This is a genomic window from Pseudonocardia spirodelae (genome assembly GCF_037727765.1).
In the GTDB taxonomy this organism is placed as follows: domain Bacteria; phylum Actinomycetota; class Actinomycetes; order Mycobacteriales; family Pseudonocardiaceae; genus Pseudonocardia; species Pseudonocardia spirodelae.
In genome coordinates, this window is sequence record NZ_JBBJUP010000002.1 from 230,813 (window position 1) to 250,530 (window position 19,718).

The 19,718-nt window shown below is 75.4% G+C and carries 17 protein-coding genes and 1 riboswitch; of the genes, 12 read left to right on the plus strand and 5 right to left on the minus strand.

Features of this window, described 5'->3' with window-relative positions:
• Positions 1 to 2: 2 nt before the first annotated feature.
• A complete protein-coding gene (locus WJX68_RS03445; RefSeq protein WP_422785644.1) occupies positions 3 to 761 on the plus strand; it encodes an alpha/beta fold hydrolase in 759 nt (252 codons plus the stop codon).
• Between the two features lie 496 nt (positions 762 to 1,257).
• Here WJX68_RS03445 and WJX68_RS03450 read toward each other — a convergent pair whose 3' ends face one another.
• The 3 genes from WJX68_RS03450 to hisD are packed head-to-tail and all read right to left on the minus strand — an operon-like array spanning position 1,258 to position 4,066.
• Positions 1,258 to 1,986 carry an HpcH/HpaI aldolase family protein gene (locus WJX68_RS03450; protein WP_340286089.1) on the minus strand — a complete coding sequence of 243 codons (729 nt, stop codon included), beginning with the start codon at positions 1,984 to 1,986 and terminating at the stop codon, positions 1,258 to 1,260.
• Entirely contained in the window at positions 1,983 to 2,744 is a 762-nt protein-coding gene (locus WJX68_RS03455; protein WP_340286090.1) for an SDR family NAD(P)-dependent oxidoreductase, read from the minus strand. Before WJX68_RS03455 ends, WJX68_RS03450 begins: the two co-directional genes overlap by 4 nt.
• A complete protein-coding gene (hisD, locus tag WJX68_RS03460; RefSeq protein WP_340286091.1) occupies positions 2,741 to 4,066 on the minus strand; it encodes a histidinol dehydrogenase in 1,326 nt (441 codons plus the stop codon). Before hisD ends, WJX68_RS03455 begins: the two co-directional genes overlap by 4 nt.
• A 123-nt stretch (positions 4,067 to 4,189) precedes the next feature.
• Here hisD and WJX68_RS03465 point away from each other — a divergent pair, with 123 nt between their 5' ends.
• From WJX68_RS03465 to cobN, 7 genes are all read left to right on the plus strand, one after another.
• Positions 4,190 to 5,185, plus strand: coding sequence for a LacI family DNA-binding transcriptional regulator (locus tag WJX68_RS03465; RefSeq protein WP_340286092.1), 996 nt, complete (start codon positions 4,190 to 4,192; stop codon positions 5,183 to 5,185).
• A gap of 94 nt (positions 5,186 to 5,279) precedes the next feature.
• Positions 5,280 to 6,275 carry a nuclear transport factor 2 family protein gene (locus tag WJX68_RS03470; RefSeq protein ID WP_340286093.1) on the plus strand — a complete coding sequence of 332 codons (996 nt, stop codon included), beginning with the start codon at positions 5,280 to 5,282 and terminating at the stop codon, positions 6,273 to 6,275.
• Positions 6,276 to 6,278: 3 nt separating this feature from the next.
• On the plus strand, positions 6,279 to 7,463 hold the full coding sequence (locus WJX68_RS03475; RefSeq protein ID WP_340286094.1) for a cupin domain-containing protein: 1,185 nt from the start codon (positions 6,279 to 6,281) through the stop codon (positions 7,461 to 7,463).
• A 9-nt stretch (positions 7,464 to 7,472) separates the two neighbouring features.
• Positions 7,473 to 8,348 (plus strand): nitrilase-related carbon-nitrogen hydrolase, encoded by an 876-nt coding sequence (locus tag WJX68_RS03480; protein ID WP_340286095.1) that lies wholly within the window; start codon positions 7,473 to 7,475, stop codon positions 8,346 to 8,348.
• Positions 8,336 to 9,403 (plus strand): ABC transporter ATP-binding protein, encoded by a 1,068-nt coding sequence (locus WJX68_RS03485; RefSeq protein ID WP_340286096.1) that lies wholly within the window; start codon positions 8,336 to 8,338, stop codon positions 9,401 to 9,403. The genes WJX68_RS03480 and WJX68_RS03485 overlap by 13 nt, the downstream gene beginning before the upstream one ends.
• 45 nt (positions 9,404 to 9,448) lie before the next feature.
• Entirely contained in the window at positions 9,449 to 10,054 is a 606-nt protein-coding gene (locus WJX68_RS03490) for a hypothetical protein (RefSeq protein ID WP_340286097.1), read from the plus strand.
• 55 nt (positions 10,055 to 10,109) lie between these two features.
• A riboswitch (cobalamin riboswitch) is annotated at positions 10,110 to 10,182 on the plus strand.
• Positions 10,183 to 10,238: 56 nt separating this feature from the next.
• Positions 10,239 to 13,976, plus strand: a complete 3,738-nt coding sequence (gene cobN / locus WJX68_RS03495; RefSeq protein WP_340286098.1) for a cobaltochelatase subunit CobN — start codon at positions 10,239 to 10,241, stop codon at positions 13,974 to 13,976.
• Between the two features lie 40 nt (positions 13,977 to 14,016).
• On the opposite strand, the gene WJX68_RS03500 is transcribed toward cobN, so the two are convergent.
• Complete coding sequence (locus WJX68_RS03500; protein WP_340286099.1) at positions 14,017 to 14,445, minus strand: MarR family winged helix-turn-helix transcriptional regulator; 429 nt, start codon at positions 14,443 to 14,445, stop codon at positions 14,017 to 14,019.
• Between the two features lie 85 nt (positions 14,446 to 14,530).
• Between WJX68_RS03500 and WJX68_RS03505 the strand changes: the two genes are divergently transcribed.
• From WJX68_RS03505 to WJX68_RS03520, 4 genes are all read left to right on the plus strand, one after another.
• Positions 14,531 to 15,595, plus strand: a complete 1,065-nt coding sequence (locus WJX68_RS03505; protein ID WP_340286100.1) for a substrate-binding domain-containing protein — start codon at positions 14,531 to 14,533, stop codon at positions 15,593 to 15,595.
• Positions 15,596 to 15,656: 61 nt separating this feature from the next.
• A complete protein-coding gene (locus tag WJX68_RS03510) occupies positions 15,657 to 15,941 on the plus strand; it encodes an FmdB family zinc ribbon protein (RefSeq protein ID WP_340286101.1) in 285 nt (94 codons plus the stop codon).
• 32 nt (positions 15,942 to 15,973) lie between these two features.
• Complete coding sequence (gene fmdA / locus WJX68_RS03515; protein WP_340286102.1) at positions 15,974 to 17,221, plus strand: formamidase; 1,248 nt, start codon at positions 15,974 to 15,976, stop codon at positions 17,219 to 17,221.
• A complete protein-coding gene (locus WJX68_RS03520) occupies positions 17,218 to 18,261 on the plus strand; it encodes an alpha/beta fold hydrolase (protein ID WP_340286103.1) in 1,044 nt (347 codons plus the stop codon). Before fmdA ends, WJX68_RS03520 begins: the two co-directional genes overlap by 4 nt.
• 28 nt (positions 18,262 to 18,289) lie before the next feature.
• Here the strand turns inward: WJX68_RS03520 and WJX68_RS03525 are convergent, their stop codons facing one another.
• A complete protein-coding gene (locus WJX68_RS03525; RefSeq protein WP_340286104.1) occupies positions 18,290 to 19,651 on the minus strand; it encodes an MFS transporter in 1,362 nt (453 codons plus the stop codon).
• Positions 19,652 to 19,718 lie beyond the last annotated feature (67 nt).

Sequence of the window (19,718 nt, forward strand, 5' to 3'; positions counted from 1 at the left end):
CCGTGCCCGCGCCGCCGCCGCTGGTCCTGCTGCCGGGCATGAACTGCTCGGCCCGGCTGTGGGGCCCGGCGGGCGACGGCGCGCTGCACCCGGTGCTGGACCGGCCCGGCCTCGACGAGCAGGTCGACGCGCTGCTCGCCGTCCTGCCCGCGCGGTTCGCCCTGGCCGGGCTGAGCCTGGGCGGGATCGTGGCGATGGCGCTGGCCCGGCGGGCCCCGGAGCGGGTCGCCGGACTGTGCCTGGCGGCGACCAGCGCCCGTGCGCCCACCCCCGGGCAGCGCGCCGGCTGGGCGGCGGCCCTCACCCGTCTCGACGACGGCGCTCCGGCGCGCGACCTGCAGCCCCTCGACGTGCTCCTGCACGACCACGCCCACGACGACCTCGCGCTGGCGATGGCCGACGAGACGGGGGAGCGGCGGCTCGCGGCACAGCTGCGGCTGCAGGCCACCCGGGTCGACGAGCGCCCGGCCCTGGCCGCCGTCGCGGTGCCGACCCTGGTGCTCGCCGGGGAGCACGACCGGCTCTGCCCGCCCGGGCGGCACACCGAGATCGCCGACCTCGTCCCCGGTGCCCGGCTGCACGTGCTCCCCGGCGCCGGGCACCTGCTCCCGGTCGAGGCCCCGGACACGGTGGCCACGCTGATGGGGCAGTGGATGGCCGACGTGCACGCGCGGTCCCCCGGCCCGGCACCGGACCCGTCCGCCGCGCCGGCCCCACCCGGTGGTCACGGGTCCGCTCACCGCTCCGAGCCTGTCCGGTGATCACGGGTTCGCCCGCCACGTCGGAGCCCGCGCAGTGATCCGGTGCTTGCGCGGTGATCGAGTGTTCGCGCGGTGATCGGGTGTCCGCGCGGTGATCGGGAGCGTGCGCGCGCATCAGCGCGTGCGAGCGCCGGATCTGCGCGCGGTCTGCGGATCTGCGCGTGGTCGCGGGTGGGTGGAGGCGGTGAGGCCGGCGTCGGTGCCGGTGATCACGGGTCCGCTCGCCACGTCGGAGCTCGCGCGGTGATCGGGTGTCCGCGCGTGCTGCTGCGCGTGCGTGCGCCGGATCAGCGTGCGTGCGCCGGATCAGCGAGCGCCGGATCAGTGCGCCGTCGCCGGTGAGTGGCGGCGGTGAGGCGTGGCGCCGGGGCGCGGTCCGCGGATCAGCGCGCGGCCCTCGGCGGGCGGACGCGACGCAGCCCCGGCGCCGGGGCGTCGCGCCGCCGGGCCGGGGCCGGGTGTCGTGTGTCGGTGTGGGGCGCCCGGGACGCCGGGGTCAGGCCGTCGCGGCGGCGAGCCCGCGGAACGCCGTCATCATCACCGCGGTCAGGTTGTGGACCACCAGCTGCGCCCCGCCGGCGAACGACGCCGCGGCCGCCTCCGCCGACACCGCCAGGTCGGCCCGCACGGCGCCCCGCACGGCCGGGTCGGCGCGCACCGCGGCCAGCAGCTCCGCGACAGGCGGGTCGGTGGCGGTGCGCGAGGCACCCAGGTCCGCGACCCCGACGAGGTATCCGTCGATCCCGTCGACGGCGACGATCTCCCCGGCCCGCGCGACCGCGCCGGGCGACTCGAGCATGGCCAGCACCAGCACGTCCCCGGCGGCGGCGCGGTGCTCGTCGGCGGTGACGCTGCCGAAGCGGCCCGCCCGCGGGTACGTCGCGAACCCCCGGGTGCCGTGCGGCGGGTACCGCAGCGCCCGCACCAGGGCCGCGGCCTCCTCGGCGTCCTCCACGTGCGGTGCGACGATCCCGCGGGCGCCCTGGTCGAGGGCGCGCTGGGCGAGGCGGTGCTCGCCCTCCCCGGGCCGCACCAGCACCGGCAGGCCGTGCGCGTCGGCGTGTGCGACGTGGGTGCGCAGCATCCCGACGTCGTCCGGGCCGTGCTCGCAGTCGACGAGCACGAAGTCCAGCCCGGCGACGGCGAGCATCTCCACGATCTCCTCGCACGGCATCCGCACCAGCGCCCCGGACAGCCGTACCCCGGCGGCGACCCGCGCCCTCACGCGATCATCCCGGCGGACAGGTCGACGTCGGCGCCGGAGAGCCCCGGCATCGCGAGCATCGCGACGACGGCCGCGCCCACCTCGTCGGCGGTGATCATGCGGCCGAGCGCGGCGCGGCCCACGAACGCCGCCCGGGCCGACGCGACGTCGGTCCCGGTGCGCTGCGCCTCCAGGGCGAAGTTGCGGTCCATCCGCTCGCCCTCGACGGGGCCGGGGGACAGCGCGTTCACCCGCACCCCGGCCGGGCCGGCCTCGAACGCGAGCGTCGAGGTCAGCCCGAGCACCGCCGTCTTCGACGCGCAGTACGGCGTGCGCCGGGTCAGCGGCCGCTTCCCCGACACCGAGGCCACGTTGATCACGTCGCCGTCGCCGCGGGCCAGCATCGGCGGCAGGAACGCCCGGCACACCAGGAAGGTGCCGCGCACGTTGACCGCGAACACCTCGTCCCACTCCCGCGGGGTCACCTCGACCAGCGGGGCGACCGGTCCGGCGATCCCGGCGTTGTTGACGACGACCGAGACCTCCTCGCCAGCCAGCCGGTCCGCCAGGTCGTCGACCGAGGCCGGGTCGGCGACGTCGCACATCTCGGCGCGGGCGGCGGGCCCGATCCGCTCCGCGGTCGCGGCGAGCACGTCGGCGCGCCGCCCGGCCAGCACGACCCGGGCTCCGGCGCGGGCCAGGTGCGACGCGATCGCCGCACCCAGCCCGCTGCCGCCGCCGGTCACCAGCGCGGTGCGCCCCGTGACCGGGGCGCTCACGACCCCGCCGCCGGGCTCCCGGCCGGCAAGACCGCGTCCAGCCAGCCGAACCGGTCCCCGCCGTGGCGCCAGGCCCGCAGGTCCCCGGAGCGGGCGTGGCCCTCGAACAGCTCGACGCGCGACGCCCGCCCGCACACCCGGCCGAGCTCGGCGCTCGCCGCCGGGTCGCGGACCTCCTGGTAGGTGCACGTCTTGAGGTACTTCCCGACCCACAGCCCACCGGTGTAGCGCGCCGCACCCAGGGTGGGCAGCACATGGTTGGTGCCGATCACCTTGTCGCCGTAGGAGACGCAGGTGTCCTCCCCGAGGAACAGCGCCCCGTAGTTGCGCATCCGGTCCAGGGCCTCGCGCGGCTGCGCGGTGAACACCTGGACGTGCTCGGCGGCGAGGTCGTCGGCGACCCGCCACATCTGCTCGGCGTCGTCGCAGACCACGACGCGGCCGTGGTCGCGCCAGGCCGGCCCGGCCAGGTCGTTCGTCGGCAGTCCCGGCAGCAGCCGCTCGACCAGCTCCAGCACCGCCCGGCCCAGCGCCGCCGAGGTGGTCACGAGCACGGCGGGGGAGTCCGGGCCGTGCTCGGCCTGCGAGAGCAGGTCGACCGCCACGGTCAGCGGGTCGGCGGTGTCGTCGGCGACCACCAGGATCTCGGTGGGCCCGGCGAACAGGTCGATGCCGACCTCGCCGAACAGCTGCCGCTTGGCCTCGGCGACGTAGGCGTTGCCCGGCCCGGCCAGCATGTCGACCGCGGTGACCGACGCGGTGCCCAGCGCCATCGCCGCGACGGCCTGCACCCCGCCGAGCACGTGGATCTCGTCGGCGCCCGCCAGGTGCATCGCGGCGACCGTCGCGGCCGGGACCTCGCCGCGGATCGGCGGGGTGCACGCCACCACGTGCGGCACCCCGGCCGCCTTCGCGGTCACGATCGTCATGTGCGCCGAGGCGGTCAGCGGGTAGCGACCGCCCGGGACGTAGGCGCCCGCCGAGCCGACCGGGACGTGCCGGTGCCCGAGGACGACGCCGGGCAGCGTCTCGACCTCGACGTCGTGCAGCGAGTCCCGCTGCACGCGCGCGAAGGTGCGGACCTGCTCCTGCACGAACCGGATGTCGTCGACCACCTGGGCGGGCAGCGAGCCGACCAGCTCCTCGACCCGCTCGGGGGTCAGGGTCTCCGGTGCCCGTCCGTCGAACCGGTCCGCGTGGTCCCGCACCGCGTCGTCGCCGCGCGTCCGCACGTCGTCCACGATCGCCCGGACCCGCTCGGCCACGCCCGCGTCGCTGCGGCGCGGGGCCGACCCCGTCGCACTCTTGAGTTCCTGCGTCATACCGCCCTCTCTTGGTAGCATACGTATGCGCTCGGTTGAGGAGTGAACGGCGGCGGCGCGCCGCTGTCAAGGGGGTGGCCGGGTGCCGACTAGGCTCGACGGCCGGTCGGGGAAAGGGCGGAGATGGTCACCAGTCGCGACGTGGCGAGGCTCGCCGGGGTCTCGCAGCCGACGGTGTCGCGTGCGCTGACCGACCACCCCCGGGTGTCCGACTCGACCAAGCGCAAGGTCCGCGAGGCGGCCCTGGCGCTCGGGTACTCGACCAACGCGATCGGGCGCGCGCTGTCGGTGGGCCGGTCGAACCGGATCGGGCTGGTCGTCGCGGACCTGGAGAACCAGTTCTACGCGAACATGATCGGCCCGCTGCACCACGAGCTGGAACGCCTCGGGCACGAGCTCGTGCTGATCACCGAGTCGGCCGGGACCGCCCCGCTGCCCGAACGGGTCGCCGCGCACGGCCTGGCCGGGGTGGTGCTGTCCACGACCACCGTCGACTCGATCCAGCCCGCGCGGCTGCGCGACCGGGGCGTGCCGTTCGTCTACCTCAACCGGACCGCGCCGAGCGTGGCCGCCGACGCCGTGACCGTCGACCCCGAGCAGGGCGTGCGCGAGGTGGTCGACGCGGCCGTCGCGCTGGGGCACACGCGCATCGGGGCGATCTTCGGACCGCGCAACACCAGCACCGGTGAGCTGCGCGAGCAGGTCGTGCGCTCGGTGCTCGACGAGCACGGCCTGGCGCTGGCCCAGCGCGACGTCCTGCACGGCCCGTTCGACTTCGCCACCGGCCGGGAGGGGTTCCGGACGCTGCACGAGCGGGCCGGCGGGCCGACCCTGCTGATGTGCGGCAACGACGTCGTCGCGCTCGGGGCGCTCGACGCGGCGGCCGAGGCGGGCGTCCCGGTGCCCGAGCACACCTCGGTCGTCGGCTTCGACGACCTGCCGACCTCCCGCTGGGCGCTGGTCCGGCTCAGCACGGTCGCCTACGACCTCGACGAGGTCGCCCGCGAGTCCGCGCGGCTGGTCGTGGCCCGCCTGACCGACCCCGGCGCCGCGGCGCGCCACGTCGTGTACCCGACGCACTACGTCGCCCGCTCGACCGTCGGCGCACCCCGGGCCTGAGCGTCCCGTTCCCGGAAATCCCGGGCGGGCCCTTGTCGACGTCTGTGCATACGCATACAGTCGTCGTCACGGACCCCGACGCGGAAGGACGACCATGGCACTCGACCCGGTCGCATACGAGCCCTACGACGACCCGGACGACTTCATCCGCGAGGTGACCGACCGGATCTGGGTCCAGCGCGACGTGTCCTACATCGTCGACAACTACGAGCCGGACTCGATCGTGCACGGCGGGCTCGGCACCGTGATCGGCCGCGACGGGGTGATCGAGGGCAGCCTGATGCGCATCGCGGGCACCCCGCAGCACGTCGGCCAGGCCGAGGACGTGGTGTGGGAGGCCCGCGGCGACGACGCGTTCCTCAGCTCGCACCTGGTCTTCTCCGCCGACGAGATCCTCGTCGACGGCGTCGTGAAGCGGATCCGCAAGCGCACCATCGCCAACTGCCTCTACCGGCGGGGCCGCATGGTGGAGGAGTGGGTCGTGCGCGACGAGCTCGCGAGCTGCCTGCAGCAGGGCATCGACCCGGCCGAGGCGGCCCGGGCGCAGCGCTTCCGCGGCTATGAGGGCTCGATGACCGAGCAGCCCCCCAAGGACGTGCTCGCCGCCGGCGACAGCGGCCCGCGGCCGGACGACTTCCGGCCCGAGTGCGAGACGGTGCTGGAGTTCATCGAGGAGGTCTGGAACTCCCGGCGCTACCAGAAGGTCACCGACTACATGCACCGTGACCTGTTCCTGCACACCGTCGGCGACCAGACCGTCGTGCGCCCGGACGGCTACCAGCGCGACCTGCTCGCGCTCGTCGCGCCGTTCCCGGACGCCCGGTTCGAGGTCCGTGACGTCCAGACCAACTTCGCCGAGCGCTACGCCGGGCTGCGCGTCGCCGTGACCTGGGTGCTGCGCGGGACCTACCGCGGCACCCCGGCCTTCGGCCCGCTGACCGGCGGCGAGGTCGAGCTGCTCGGCGTCTCGCAGTTCCTCGTGCAGGGCGGCCGGATCGTCAAGGAGGTCCGGGTGTTCGACGAGATCGCGCTGCGCGCCCAGATCGACGCCGGCCGGACCGAGACCTTCACCGACACCAACATCTACTGACCGATGATCGGGAGCACCGACATGCACGACACGGTGGTCAGCGCGGACGAGATCGTCCGGCGCACCGTCCGGCACGCGGACTGGGTCCCGTGCAAGGCCGCGTTCATCGACTGCCGCACCCCCGGCTCGGACCGCAAGGACAACTACTCCTTCATCGGTCCCGGGGTCACGCAGAACGCGTCCCAACACGTCAACCTGCGCGAGCCGCACGGCTTCAACCTCGGTGCGGCGGGCATGCCGCACGGCACCACGAACAGCCTGCACCTGCACTTCACGGCCGAGGTGTTCGTCAACCTCGACGGGGACTACGAGCTGCGCTGGGGACCGGACGGCACCCAGGGCACCCGGCGCAGCGTCGACGGCGACGTCGTCTCGGTCCCGCCGTGGATCTTCCGCGGCTTCACCAACACCGGCGGCGACGACGGCATCCTGCTCACCGTGCTGGGCCGCGACGACACCGGCGGCATCATCTGGGGACCGACCGTGCTGCGCGACGCCGCCGGGCACGGCCTGTACCTGACCGCGGACAACCGGCTGGTCGACACCGTCGCCGGCGACGAGCTGCCCGAGGGCGTCGCCCTGATCGAGCCGATGGCGCAGGCCGAGATCGACCGGCTCGCCGTCTACACCCCCGAGCAGTTCCGGGGACGGGTCGTGACCGCCGCCGACCGGCCCTGGGTCGAGGAGCCCTACCTGTGCTCGCGGCTGCCCGGCGGCGGGGCGGAGCTGGCGCCGGTGATCGGCTGGGGCACGGTGGAGAACCGGGCCGCCGTGCCGCGGCTGACCGACCCGCACGGCTTCGCACTGGCGTGGCTGCGGGCGCTGCCCGGCGACGGGGTGCTCACCCACCGCCACCACGCCACGCAGGTGCTGACGGTCAAGGCCGGGCGCTGGGCGGTCCGGCTCAACACCGGCGACGACGCGCGCACCGTCGAGCTCGGCCCGCGGGACACGCTCTCGGTGCCGCCGGGGGCCTGGCGCGCGATCACCCTGCTCGACGCCGGCGGCGGCCGGTCGGCGACCCCGGGAACCGGCGAGCTGCTGGTGGTCACCGGCGGGGACGGCCGCGTCCGCACCGAGTGGTCCGGCGAGGTCGTGGCCGGCGCCCGCGGGCGTGGCCGGGTGCTCGACGCCGACGGCTGCCTCGCGCCCGCCGCGGTCCTCGCCCTCGCCGCCCAGGACGACTGAGGGGGCCCGGTGTCCAGCGACGGACCGGTGACGGTGGCGGCCTGCCGGATCCCCGCCCGGATCGACGCCCCGGACCCGGCGCTCGCGCAGCGCGCGGTGCGGGAGGCGGCCGGGCGCGGCGCGCGGCTGGCCGTGCTGCCCGAGCTGACGGTGTGCGGGTACGCCTTCCACGACGCCGCCGAGGCCCGCGCCGCCGCCGAGCCGCTCGACGGCCCGACCGTCGGGCGGTTCGCGGCGCTGTCGGGGGACCTGGGATGCGTCGTCGTGGCCGGTCTGGCCGAGCTCGGCGACGACGGCCGGGTGTACAACTCCGCCGTCGTCGTCGAGGACGGGGTGCTACGCGCCTCCTACCGCAAGGCCCACCTCTGGGACCGCGAGCGGGAGCTGTTCACCCCCGGTGCCGCGCCGCCCCCGGTGGTGGCCACCGCGGCCGGCCGGATCGCCCCGCTGGTCTGCTACGACCTGGAGTTCCCGGAGTGGGTGCGCCGCGCCGCCGAGGACGGCGCCGAGATCGTCGCGGCCCCGGTGAACTGGCCGCGGCGCCCGACGCCCGACGGGCAGGACCCGCTGGAGGTCGCGAAGGTCCGTGCCGTCGCCGGGGCCTACCGGGTGCACGTCGTCGCCGCCGACCGCTGCGGCACCGAGCGGGAGGTCGCCTGGTTCGGCACCCCCGTCGTCGCCGACGCCGACGGTGACGTGCTCGCCGGCCCCGGGGGCCCGCCGGCGGACGCACCCCTGGTGCTCACCGCCGTCCTGGACCCGGCGCGGGCCCGGGACAAGTTCCTCACCCCGCGCAACCACGTCCTGCGCGACCGCAGGCCCGAGCTGTACCGCGAGACCCCGCCCGACCCCGATCCCGGAGGAGCACCCCCATGGCCGGCGTGACCTACGACGCGGTGACCCGCCGTTACCCGGGGTCGCCCCGGGCGGCCGTCGACGCGCTCGACCTCGACATCACCGACGGCGAGTTCCTCGTCCTCGTCGGCCCGTCCGGCTGCGGGAAGACGACCTCGCTGCGGATGCTCGCCGGGCTGGAGGACGTCGACGGCGGCCACATCCGGATCGGGGACCGCGACGTCACCGGCGTCGCGCCCCGCGAGCGCGACATCGCGATGGTGTTCCAGAACTACGCGCTCTACCCGCACATGACCGTCGCGGACAACATGGGCTTCGCGCTGAGGATGTCCGGGGTCGGGAAGGCGGAGATCGCCCGCCGGGTCGCCGAGGCCGGCCGGATCCTGGACCTGGAGCCGTACCTGGGGCGCCGGCCGAAGGCGCTGTCGGGCGGGCAGCGCCAGCGGGTCGCGATGGGCCGCGCGATCGTGCGCGAGCCCGCCGTGTTCTGCATGGACGAGCCGCTGTCGAACCTGGACGCGAAGCTGCGGGTGTCCACCCGCACCCAGATCGCCTCGCTGCAGCGCCGGCTCGGCGTCACCACCGTCTACGTCACCCACGACCAGGTCGAGGCCATGACGATGGGCGACCGCGTCGCCGTGCTCAAGGACGGTCTGCTCCAGCAGTGCGCCGCGCCCGGCGAGCTGTACGCCCGCCCCGCGAACGCCTTCGTCGCCGGGTTCATCGGGTCCCCGGCGATGAACCTGCTGTCCCTGCCGGTGACCCCGGACGGCGTGCGGCTCGGCGGCGTGACCGTGCCGGTGCCGCGGGCGGCCCGGGACGCGGCCGGGGACAGGGTCACGGTCGGGATCCGGCCCGAGGACCTGCGCCCGGCCGACGACGGCATCCCGGTGGAGGTCGACCTCGTCGAGGAGCTCGGCGCGGACGCCTACGTCCACGGCCGCGCCCGCATCGACGGTGCCGAGCACCCCGTCGTCGCCCGGGTCGACGGGCGCCGGCCCCCGGCGCGCGGGACGGGGATGCACCTCGTGCCCGACCCGGGGCGCACCCACCTGTTCGCGCAGGACGGCCGCCGGCTGGACTGAGGCCCCGCCGGTGTGGGACCGGTGCGGCCGGGGGTACCCGGCCCGGTGACCGATCGTTTCGACGGATGGATCTCGGGGCTGGGCACCACCACGGGCCGGCGCATCGTGGTCGGCCACTGGCCGCGCAGCCCGCTGGGACCCTTCACCGACGTCATGACCGAGTCCGCGGGCGGGCACCGCACCCTGCTCGCCCCCTCGGAGCGGGTCGCGGAGTTCGTCGCGGCCACCTACACCTTCGACGAGGTCCGGGTCGTGCCGGTGACCCGCACCGCCGACGGCGACCGGTACCGGGTCGCGGCCGGCCCGCTGCAGGTGACGTGGCGGGTCGGGCCCCGCCCGGCGCTCGGGTGGCTGCTGCGTGCCGTGCCCGGCCCGCTCGCCGCCCACCCGTGGTGGCTGCGGGCGATCGACCCGCTCGCGGCCCGGGTCCAGCCCGGGGTGCGCACCGTGGGCAGCGCGGGCGGCGGCCGTCGTGAGTACTACGGGGCCCGGGACCTGCACCGGATCACCGCCGCCACCGCCCGCTGGGACGGCGGGGACTGCGGCGCGCTGGCACCCCTCGCCCCGCCCGTCCGGTTCGGCTTCGGCTCGGCGCCCGCGACGCCGTCGCACGTGCGGATCACCACCCTGGTCGAGCGCGCCTTGACGTGACCCCGGGACGCCACCGACAGTGACTGGCGACAACCGAAGACGGCGAGCGGAACTCCAGGAAGCCGGTGCGAGTCCGGCGCGGTCCCGCCACTGTGATCCCCCGCCACGGCGGGGGCAGCCAGACACTGTGCCCGCCCGCCGCGCCACCTCCACCCGGGACGAGGATCCCGAGGAAGGTCCGCCGATGACGCGCGCCCTACTCCTGTCCACATCGGACACGGACCTGCTCTCCGCCCGCGCCTCGGGCGCGGACTACGCCCTCGCCAACCCCAACCGGGTCACCCACGACGAGCTCGTGGAGATGGCCGACGCGGCGGACGTCGTCGTGGTGCGGGTGCTGGGCGGCTACCGCTACTTCGAGCAGGGCCTGGACCTGCTGCGCACCCGGGCGACACCCCTGGTCTGCCTGGGCGGGGAGATGGCGCCCGACGCGGAGATGATGGAGCTGTCCTCGGTGCCCGCGGGCGTCGCGGCGCAGGCGCACACCTACCTGGCCCAGGGCGGGACGGAGAACCTGGCGCAGCTGCACGCGTTCCTGTCCGACACCGTGCTGCTCACCGGCGAGGGCTTCGCGCCCCCGGTGGAGCTGCCCGAGTGGGGCGAGCTGGCCCTCGACGACGCCGGTACGGGCGACGGCCCCACGGTGGCGGTGCTGTTCTACCGCGCCCAGTTCCTCGCCGGGAACACCGCCTACGTCGCGGAGCTGTGCGCGCAGCTCGTGGCGAAGGGCGCCCGGCCGCTGCCGATCTGGTGCGCCTCGCTGCGCCAGGCCCCGCCCGAGCTGCTCGCGACCCTGCGCCGGGCCGACGCGCTGGTCGTCACGGTGCTGGCCGCGGGCGGCACGAAGCCCGCACACGCCCAGGCCGGCGGCGAGGACGAGGAGTGGGACGTCACCGAGCTCGCCGCGCTCGACGTCCCGATCCTGCAGGGCCTGTGCCTGACCAGCTCGCGCGCCACCTGGGCCGGCAACGACGACGGGCTGTCCCCGCTCGACGTCGCCACCCAGGTCGCGGTGCCCGAGTTCGACGGCCGCCTGATCACCGTGCCGTTCTCGTTCAAGGAGACCGACGCCGACGGCCTCTCGGTCTACGTCCCCGACCCAGAGCGGGCCGCGCGGGTCGCCGGGATCGCCGTCGCGCACGCCGCGCTGCGCCGGATCCCGAACGCGGACAAGAAGATCGTGCTGATGCTGTCGGCGTACCCGACCAAGCACGCCCGCATCGGCAACGCCGTCGGGCTCGACACCCCGGCCTCGACGGTCGCGCTGCTGCGCACGATGGCCGCGGCCGGGTACGCGGTCGCGACCTCCGGCGACGACGCGTTCCCCGGTGTGGAGGCCGGCGACGGCGACGCGCTCATGCACGCACTCATCGAGGCCGGCGGGCAGGACCCGGACTGGCTCACCGAGGAGAAGCTGGCCGGGAACCCGGTGCGCATCTCCGGCGAGACCTACCGCCGCTGGTTCGCCACGCTGCCCGCGGACCTGCGCGACGGCGTCGAGGAGCACTGGGGCGAGGCGCCCGGGTCGCTCTACACCGACGGCGGCGACATCGTCGTCGCCGCGCTGCGCCGCGGGAACGTCGTGCTGATCGTGCAGCCGCCGCGCGGGTTCGGCGAGAACCCGGTCGCGATCTACCACGACCCGGACCTGCCGCCGTCGCACCACTACCTCGGCGCCTACCGCTGGCTGGCGGCCCCGGAGTCCGACGGCGGCTTCGGCGCGCACGCGATCGTGCACATCGGCAAGCACGGCAACCTGGAGTGGCTGCCGGGCAAGACGCTGGGGATGTCGGCGTCCTGCGGGACCGACGCGGTGCTCGGCGACCTGCCGCTGATCTACCCGTTCCTGGTCAACGACCCCGGCGAGGGCACCCAGGCCAAGCGCCGGGCGCACGCCACCCTGGTCGACCACCTCATCCCGCCGATGGCGCGCGCCGAGTCCTACGGCGACATCGCCCGCCTGGAGCAGCTGCTCGACGAGCACGCCAACATCTCCGCGCTCGACCCGGCGAAGCTGCCCGCGATCCGCCAGCAGATCTGGACGCTGATGACCGCGGCCCAGATGCACCAGGACCTCGGCCTGGAGCAGCGCCCCGACGAGGACGTCTTCGACGACATGCTCATGCACGTCGACGGCTGGCTGTGCGAGATCAAGGACGTCCAGATCCGCGACGGCCTCCACGTGCTCGCCCAGGCCCCGGCCGGCGAGCAGCGGGTCGACCTGGTCCTCGCCGTGCTGCGGGCCCGGCAGATGTGGGGCGGGGAGCAGTCCGTCCCCGGCCTGCGCCAGGCGCTCGGGCTGGTCGAGGACGGCTCGGAGTCGAACGCCCGCACCGACGCCGTCGAGGGCGTCGCGCGCGCCCTGTGCGCCGCGATGGAGTCCCGCGCCTGGGACCCCGGCGCCGTCGACGCCGTCCTCGCCGAGCACCTGCCCGCCGCCGTCACCCCCGCCACCCCCGCCAACCCCGCCCCGGGCTGCTCCCAGGGGCACTCTCGTGGCGCTCTAAGCCCCAAGAGTGCCCCTGGGAGCACTCGGGAGGGTGGGGCGGCGGGCGACCTGCCGGGCGCCGACGTCGACGCGGTCGGGGCCGTGCTCCGGTTCGCCGCGACGGAGGTCGTGCCCCGCCTCGACGCCACCGCCCACGAGCTCGACCGGGTGCTGCACGCCCTCGACGGCGGTTTCATCCCGGCCGGCCCGTCCGGCTCGCCGCTGCGCGGGCTGGTCAACGTGCTCCCGACCGGGCGCAACTTCTACTCCGTCGACCCGAAGGCCGTCCCGTCGAAGCTGGCCTGGGAGACCGGGCAGGCGATGGCGGAGTCGCTGGTGGAGCGCTACCGCGTCGACCACGGCGAGTACCCGCGCTCGGTCGGCCTGAGCGTGTGGGGGACCAGCGCCATGCGGACCTCCGGCGACGACGTCGCCGAGGTGTTCGCGCTGCTCGGCGTCCGGCCGGTCTGGGACGACGCGAGCCGCCGGGTCCGCGACCTCGAGGTGATCGGGCTCGCGGAGCTGGGCCGGCCCCGGGTCGACGTCACCGTGCGCATCTCCGGGTTCTTCCGCGACGCGTTCCCGCACGTCCTGGCCCTGCTCGACGACGCGGTGCAGCTCGTCGCCGAGCTGGACGAGCCCCCGGAGCAGAACTTCGTGCGCGCCCACGTGCTCGCCGACCGGGAGCGCACCGGCGACGAACGCCGCGCCCGCACCCGGATCTTCGGCTCCAAGCCGGGCACCTACGGCGCGGGCCTGCTGCAGCTCGTCGACTCGCGGGACTGGCGCGGCGACGCCGACCTCGCCGAGGTCTACTCGACCTGGGGCGGCTACGCCTACGGCCGCGGCCTCGACGGCGTCCCGGCGCGCGACGACATGGAGCAGGCCTACCGGCGGATCGCGGTGGCGGCCAAGAACATCGACACCCGCGAGCACGACATCGCCGACTCCGACGACTACTACCAGTACCACGGCGGCATGGTCGCCACGGTGCGCGCGCTGACCGGCACCGCCCCGGCCGCCTACGTCGGCGACTCCACCCGCCCCGAGGCCGTCCGCACGCGCAGCCTGCACGAGGAGACCGCCCGGGTGTTCCGCGCCCGCGTGGTCAACCCGCGCTGGATCGCCGCGATGCGCCGGCACGGCTACAAGGGCGCCTTCGAGATGGCGGCCACGGTGGACTACCTGTTCGGCTGGGACGCCACGACCGGCGTCGTCGCGGACTGGCAGTACGAGACGCTGACCGCGGAGTACGTGCTGGACCCGGAGAACCGCAAGTTCCTCGCCGAGTCCAACCCGTGGGCGCTGCACGGCATGGCCGAGCGGCTCCTGGAGGCCGTCGACCGCGGCCTCTGGGAGCACCCGGAGCAGGCCACGCTCGACGCGCTGCGCCGGGCGTACCTGGAGTCGGAGGGGGACCTGGAGGACTCGTGAGCCCGGTCGCGCGGCGGGGGCGCGGGGCCCGCGGGCCGGGCTACAGGCGTTCCAGCGCGGCCAGGACGGCGGCGGCGTCGTCGCCCAGCGCGGCGGCCAGGCCGGCGCCGACCTCGGCGACCCGCGGGGCGAGGCGGGCGTGCTCGGCGCGGCCGTGGTCGGCGAGCAGGACGAGCACCCGGCGGCGGTCGGCGTCGTCGGGACGGCGGTAGACCAGCCCGCGGTCGGCCAGCCGGTCCACGATCTTGGTCAGGGTCGGGGCGGGCACCATCGCGTGCGCCGCGATCTCCGACATCGGGTGGCCCGCGCCGTCGGAGAGCAGGTCGAGGACCCGCCAGCCGTCGAGACCGGGGCCCTCGGGGCCGCGCACCACGGCCTCGATCCGCCGTTCCACCCGGTGTGCGGCGCGGCCGAGGACGGCGACGGCGTCGGTGACGGTGGACGCCGTGGTGCCCGGGTCGGCGGTCACGGGTGCTCCTTCGGCGAACAGGGGAGTGACGTGGACGCTGTCATCGTAAACACTGTCACCTTCCAGTACCCCGGGGGAGACCGGCATGGGCGCGACGGCGGCACCGCTCGAGGTCGCGTTCGTCGTGCCCCGCAGCGGCCCCGCCGGGATACTCGGGCCGGCCTGCGAGGCCTGTGGTGACCTGGCCGCGGCCGAGCTGAACGCGGCCGGCGGGGTGCTGGGCCGCGAGCTGTCGCTGCGTCCGGTCGACGGCGGCCGCGAGCCCGCCGCCGTCGCCGCGGAGGTCGGCGCGCTGCTGGACGCCGGGCGGGTCGGTGCCGTCTCCGGCTGGCACATCTCCGCCGTGCGCCAGGCCCTCGCCCCGGTCGTCGCGGGCCGGGTGCCCTACGTCTACGCGCCGCTCTACGAGGGCGGCGAGACCACGCCCGGGGTGTTCCTCACCGGCGAGACGCCCGAGACCCAGGTCCTGCCGGCACTGCGCTGGATGGCCGCCGAGCTGGGCGTGCGGACCTGGTGCGTGGTCGGCAACGACTACGTGTGGCCGCGGGCCTCCGCGCGCGCGGTGCGCCGCTTCGCCCGCACGAGCCCGGAGGTGCGGGTCCTCGACGAGGTCTTCGTCCCGCTGGGCGCCGAGGACCCGGGCCCCGCCGTGGCCCGGGCACAGCGCTCGGGCGCGCAGGGCGTGCTCATGTTCCTCGTCGGGTCCGACGCGGTGCGGTTCAACCGTGCCTTCGCCGCGTCCGGGGCCGACCGCAGCCGGGTGCGGCTGTCCCCGCTGATGGACGAGAACATGCTGCTCGCCTCGGGCGCGGACGCCACGCACGAGCTGTACGCGGCCGCCGGCTGGTTCGAGACGCTGGCGACGGCGTCGTCGCTGGAGTTCAGCGGGCGCTACGCCGCGCGCTTCGGCCCGTCCGCGCCGGTGCCGGGCGCGCTCGCCGAGTCCTGTTTCGAGGCCATCACCCTGCTCGGCGGGCTCGCGGCCCGCGCGCGCTCGCTGGACCCGCCCGCCCTGCTGGCCGTGGCCGACGAGACCGGGTTCGACGGGCCGCGCGGCGCGGTGTCGCTGCGGTCCGGGCACCTGCGCCAGGACGTCTACCTCGCCCGGGCCGACGGCTTCTCCTTCGACGTGCTCGCGCTGCTGGGTTGACACGCATACTGCCGATGGACATATTTCCATCTGACAGTATTTCCGGACGCCCGGAGGGGCCGTGCCCACCTACACCCACCGCTGTCCCGTCTGCGGGGAGTTCGACCGGATCCGCCCGCTGAGCGCCTCGGGTGCCCCCGTGACCTGCGGCGACTGCGGGGCGGCCGCACCGCGGGTGTTCCGGGCGCCGGCGCTGCGCGGGGTCGACCCGGGCCTGCGCCGGGCGCTGGACGCCTCCGGCGCCAGTGCCGACACCCCGTCCGTCGTGTCCTCGGTGCCGGGGCGCTCCCGGCGCGCCACCCCCGTCACCCGCGACCCCCGGCACGCCCGGCTGCCGCGGCCCTGAGACCACCGCGTCCCCGCGAGAAGGAGCCCACCGTGCCCGACGTCGTGTTCACCGTCGACCAGGCGAGGTCCATGCGCGACCAGGCCGTCCCCGGCCACAACCGCTGGCACCCCGACATCCCGCCCGCCGTCACCGTGCGGCCCGACTCCACGATCCGCGTCGAGTGCCGCGAGTGGACCGACGGCCAGATCGGGAACAACGACTCCGCGAACGACGTCCGCGACGTCGACCTCACCCACGCCCACATGCTGTCCGGCCCGATCGCGATCGAGGGCGCCGAGCCCGGCGACCTGCTCGTCGTCGACATCCTCGACCTCGGCCCGGTCCCGCAGGAGACCGGCGACAAGCCCGGCCAGGGCTGGGGCTACACCGGCATCTTCGCCAAGCAGAACGGCGGCGGCTTCCTCACCGACACCTTCCCCGACGCGTACAAGGCCATCTGGGACTTCGCCGGGCAGAAGGCGACGTCGCGGCACGTCCCGGGGGTGTCCTACACCGGCATCACCCACCCCGGGTTGTTCGGCACGGCGCCGTCGCACGAGCTGCTCTCGCGGTGGAACGCCCGCGAGCGCGCCCTGATCGCGACCGACCCGGACCGGGTGCCCGCGCTCGCGCTGCCGCCGCTGGAGGAGTCCACGCTGGCCGGGACCGCGACCGGCGACGTCGCCGCGGCGATCGCCCGCGACGGCGCGCGCACCGTGCCCGCCCGGGAGAACGGCGGCAACCACGACATCAAGAACTTCACCCGCGGCAGCCGCGTGTTCTACCCCGTCCACGTGCCCGGCGCGTTGTTCTCCGGTGGCGACCTGCACTTCTCCCAGGGCGACGGCGAGATCACCTTCTGCGGCGCCATCGAGATGGGCGGGTTCATCGACTTCCACGTCGACCTCATCAAGGGCGGCATGGCGACCTACGGCGTCACCACCAACCCGATCCTCATCCCGGGCAACGTCGAGCCGCAGTACTCGGAGTACCTGACCTTCATCGGGATCGGCGTCGACCACACCACCGACACCCAGCTCTACAACGACGCGACCGTCGCCTACCGCAACGCCTGCCTCAACGCCGTCGCCTACCTGGAGAAGTTCGGCTACTCCGGCCCGCAGGCCTACCTGCTGCTCGGGTCGGCGCCGATCGAGGGCCGGGTGTCGGGCGTGGTCGACATCCCGAACGCCTGCTGCTCGCTCTACCTGCCCACGGCGATCTTCGACGACGACATCCGCCCGTCGGCGTCCGGGCCCGTGCGCCGGGACCGGGGGAGCTGCGCGGTGAGCTCGTGACCCGCTACGGGCGCGACGAGCCGTACGAGGTCTTCGAGATCGAGGACTTCCCGCTGGCCTGCGGGCGCACGCTGCGCCCGGCCCGGATCGCCTACCGCACCTACGGCGAGCTCAACGCGGCGCGCGACAACGCGATCGTCTACCCGACCTGGTACTCGGGCCGGCACTGGGACAACGAGTGGCTGATCGGGGAGGGGATGGCGCTCGACCCCGACCGGTGGTTCGTCATCGTCCCGAACATGCTCGGCAACGGGCTGTCGAGCTCGCCGTCGAACGCGCCGTCGCCCGACGGCGGGCCGTCGTTCCCGCCGATCCGGGTGGCCGACAACGTCGAGGCCCAGTACCGGCTGGTCACCGAACGGTTCGGGATCTCCACCCTCCCGCTGGTGCTCGGCTGGTCGATGGGGGCGGGGCAGACCTACCAGTGGGCGGTCAGCCACCCGGAGACGGTGCAGCGGATGCTGCCGTTCTGCGGCTCGCCGCGGACCGCGCCGCACAACCGGGTCTTCCTCGACTCGCTGCGCGCGGCCCTGACGGCGTCGGTGGGCTTCGACGGCGGCCGCTACCGGACCCCGCCCGAGGCCGGGCTGCGCGCCTTCGCCCGGATCTACGCCGGCTGGGGGTTCTCCCAGGCCTTCTACTGGGACGAGGTGTGGCGCGAGATGGGGCACACCTCGCTCGAGGACTTCGCCGTCGGCTTCTGGGAGGCGTTCTTCCTCGACGACCGCGACCCGAACAACCTGCTCACGATGCTCGACACCTGGTGGCACGGCGACGTCGGCGCGACCCCCGGGTTCACCTCGACCGAGCAGGCGCTGGCCTCGATCCGGGCGACGGCGATCGTCATGCCGGCGGAGAAGGACCTGTACTTCCCGCCCGAGGACGAGGCGTGGGCGGTCTCGCACATGCGCTCCGGCACCGAGCTGCGGGTGATCCCGGGGGTGTGGGGCCACTTCGCCGGCGGTGGTGCGAACCCGGTCGACACGGCCTTCGTCGACGCGGCGGTCGCCGAGCTGCTCGCGCGCCCGTCGGGCATCTGAGCGGCGGGCCGCCGGGCGTCCGGGTGGGTCACCGGGCGCGGACCCGCGTCCGCGCCGCCGTGACCGCCCCGGTCAGCGCCAGTGCCGCCACGACCGCGACCAGCACCGGCATCGCCACGGCGGGGGAGCCCAGCAGGACCAGCAGCGCCCCGCCCAGCCCGACGAACCCGGCCGTCGCGAGCTGGTCGAGCAGCTGCGCGGCCGAGGAGTGCGCGCCGACGTCGGCGGCGTCGGAGTGCGCGAGGGTCAGGTAGGAGATCGCCGAGAACGCCACACCCATCCCGAGCCCGGCCAGCCCCCAGAACCCGATCGCGAGCCGGCCGGGCAGCAGGCCCGCGGCGACCGGGAGCAGTCCGGCCTGGCCGGCGGCGATCGTCAGGAACCCGGCGCGCAGCATCACCGAGCGGTCGGCGTCGGGGCGGCGGGCCTGCCACGCCGCGGCCGCCGACCACCCGAGCGACGCGACGATCAGCGGGACGCCCGCCGCGGTCAGCGACCAGCCGTGCGTCGCGGTGAGCACCAGCGGCAGGAACGACACCAGCGGGAAGAACGCGCCCGCGAGCAGCCCGCGCGCCGCGACGACGGCGGCGATCCCGCGCCGCGCGGCGAACGTCCCGTGCGGCACGAGCCGGCGCAGCGAGGGGACCAGCACCGCCAGTGCCAGCGACCCGGCGACCGCGCCCCGCCCGTCGGGGTTCTCCAGGGCCCAGCTCAGTCCCGCGACCCCGGCGGCGGCCCCCAGCGCGGCCAGGACCAGGCCGGTGCCCCCGCCGGCGGCGGGCCGCGGGCCGGGCGGGCCGAGGCGGCGCACCGCGGGCATCACGAGCACCAGCGCCAGCCCGACGACCGGCAGCAGGCCCAGGAACACCCAGTGCCAGGACAGGCGGTCGGTGACGGCGCCGGCCAGCGGCGGGCCGACCAGCGACGGCAGCACCCACGCCGAGGACATCAGCCCGAACACCGCGGGCCGCTGCCGCGGCGCGTACACCTCGGCGACCAGCACGTACACCGCGACACCCTGGGCGCCCGCGCCGAGCCCCTGCAGCACCCGCCCGGCCAGCAGCTCGGCCATCGACCCGGCGAACCCGGCGACGAGCAGCCCGGCCCCGAACAGCACCGGCGCCGCGACGAGCGGGACGCGCGGGCCCCGGGCGTCGCACCAGCGGCCGCCCGCCACCGTCCCGAACACGGCCGCGGCGAGGAACAGCACGAACGGCCAGGCGTAGAGCGCGATCCCGCCCAGGTCGGCGACGACCGCGGGCATCGCGGTCCCCACGCCCATCGCCTCGAACGCGGTGAGGCTGATCAGCAGCAGGATCCCGACCGTCGTCGAGGCGCGGTCGCCCGACCAGACCCCCGTCCTGTCGCGACCGCCCACCGTGCCCACCACGTGGACAACCCTGCTCCCTCGACCCCGGTGCAGGTCAAGTCGATTCAGTGATCACCCCGTGTGATCA

Bases quoted from the DNA above. Each gene is read 5' to 3' on its own strand.
- hisD (WP_340286091.1), bottom strand. From the start codon at position 4,066: ATGACGCAGGAACTCAAGAGTGCGACGGGGTCGGCCCCGCGCCGCAGC.
- WJX68_RS03465 (WP_340286092.1), top strand. From the start codon at position 4,190: ATGGTCACCAGTCGCGACGTGGCGAGGCTCGCCGGGGTCTCGCAGCCG.
- WJX68_RS03470 (WP_340286093.1), top strand. From the start codon at position 5,280: ATGGCACTCGACCCGGTCGCATACGAGCCCTACGACGACCCGGACGAC.
- WJX68_RS03475 (WP_340286094.1), top strand. From the start codon at position 6,279: ATGATCGGGAGCACCGACATGCACGACACGGTGGTCAGCGCGGACGAG.
- WJX68_RS03485 (WP_340286096.1), top strand. From the start codon at position 8,336: ATGGCCGGCGTGACCTACGACGCGGTGACCCGCCGTTACCCGGGGTCG.
- cobN (WP_340286098.1), top strand. From the start codon at position 10,239: ATGACGCGCGCCCTACTCCTGTCCACATCGGACACGGACCTGCTCTCC.
- WJX68_RS03505 (WP_340286100.1), top strand. From the start codon at position 14,531: ATGGGCGCGACGGCGGCACCGCTCGAGGTCGCGTTCGTCGTGCCCCGC.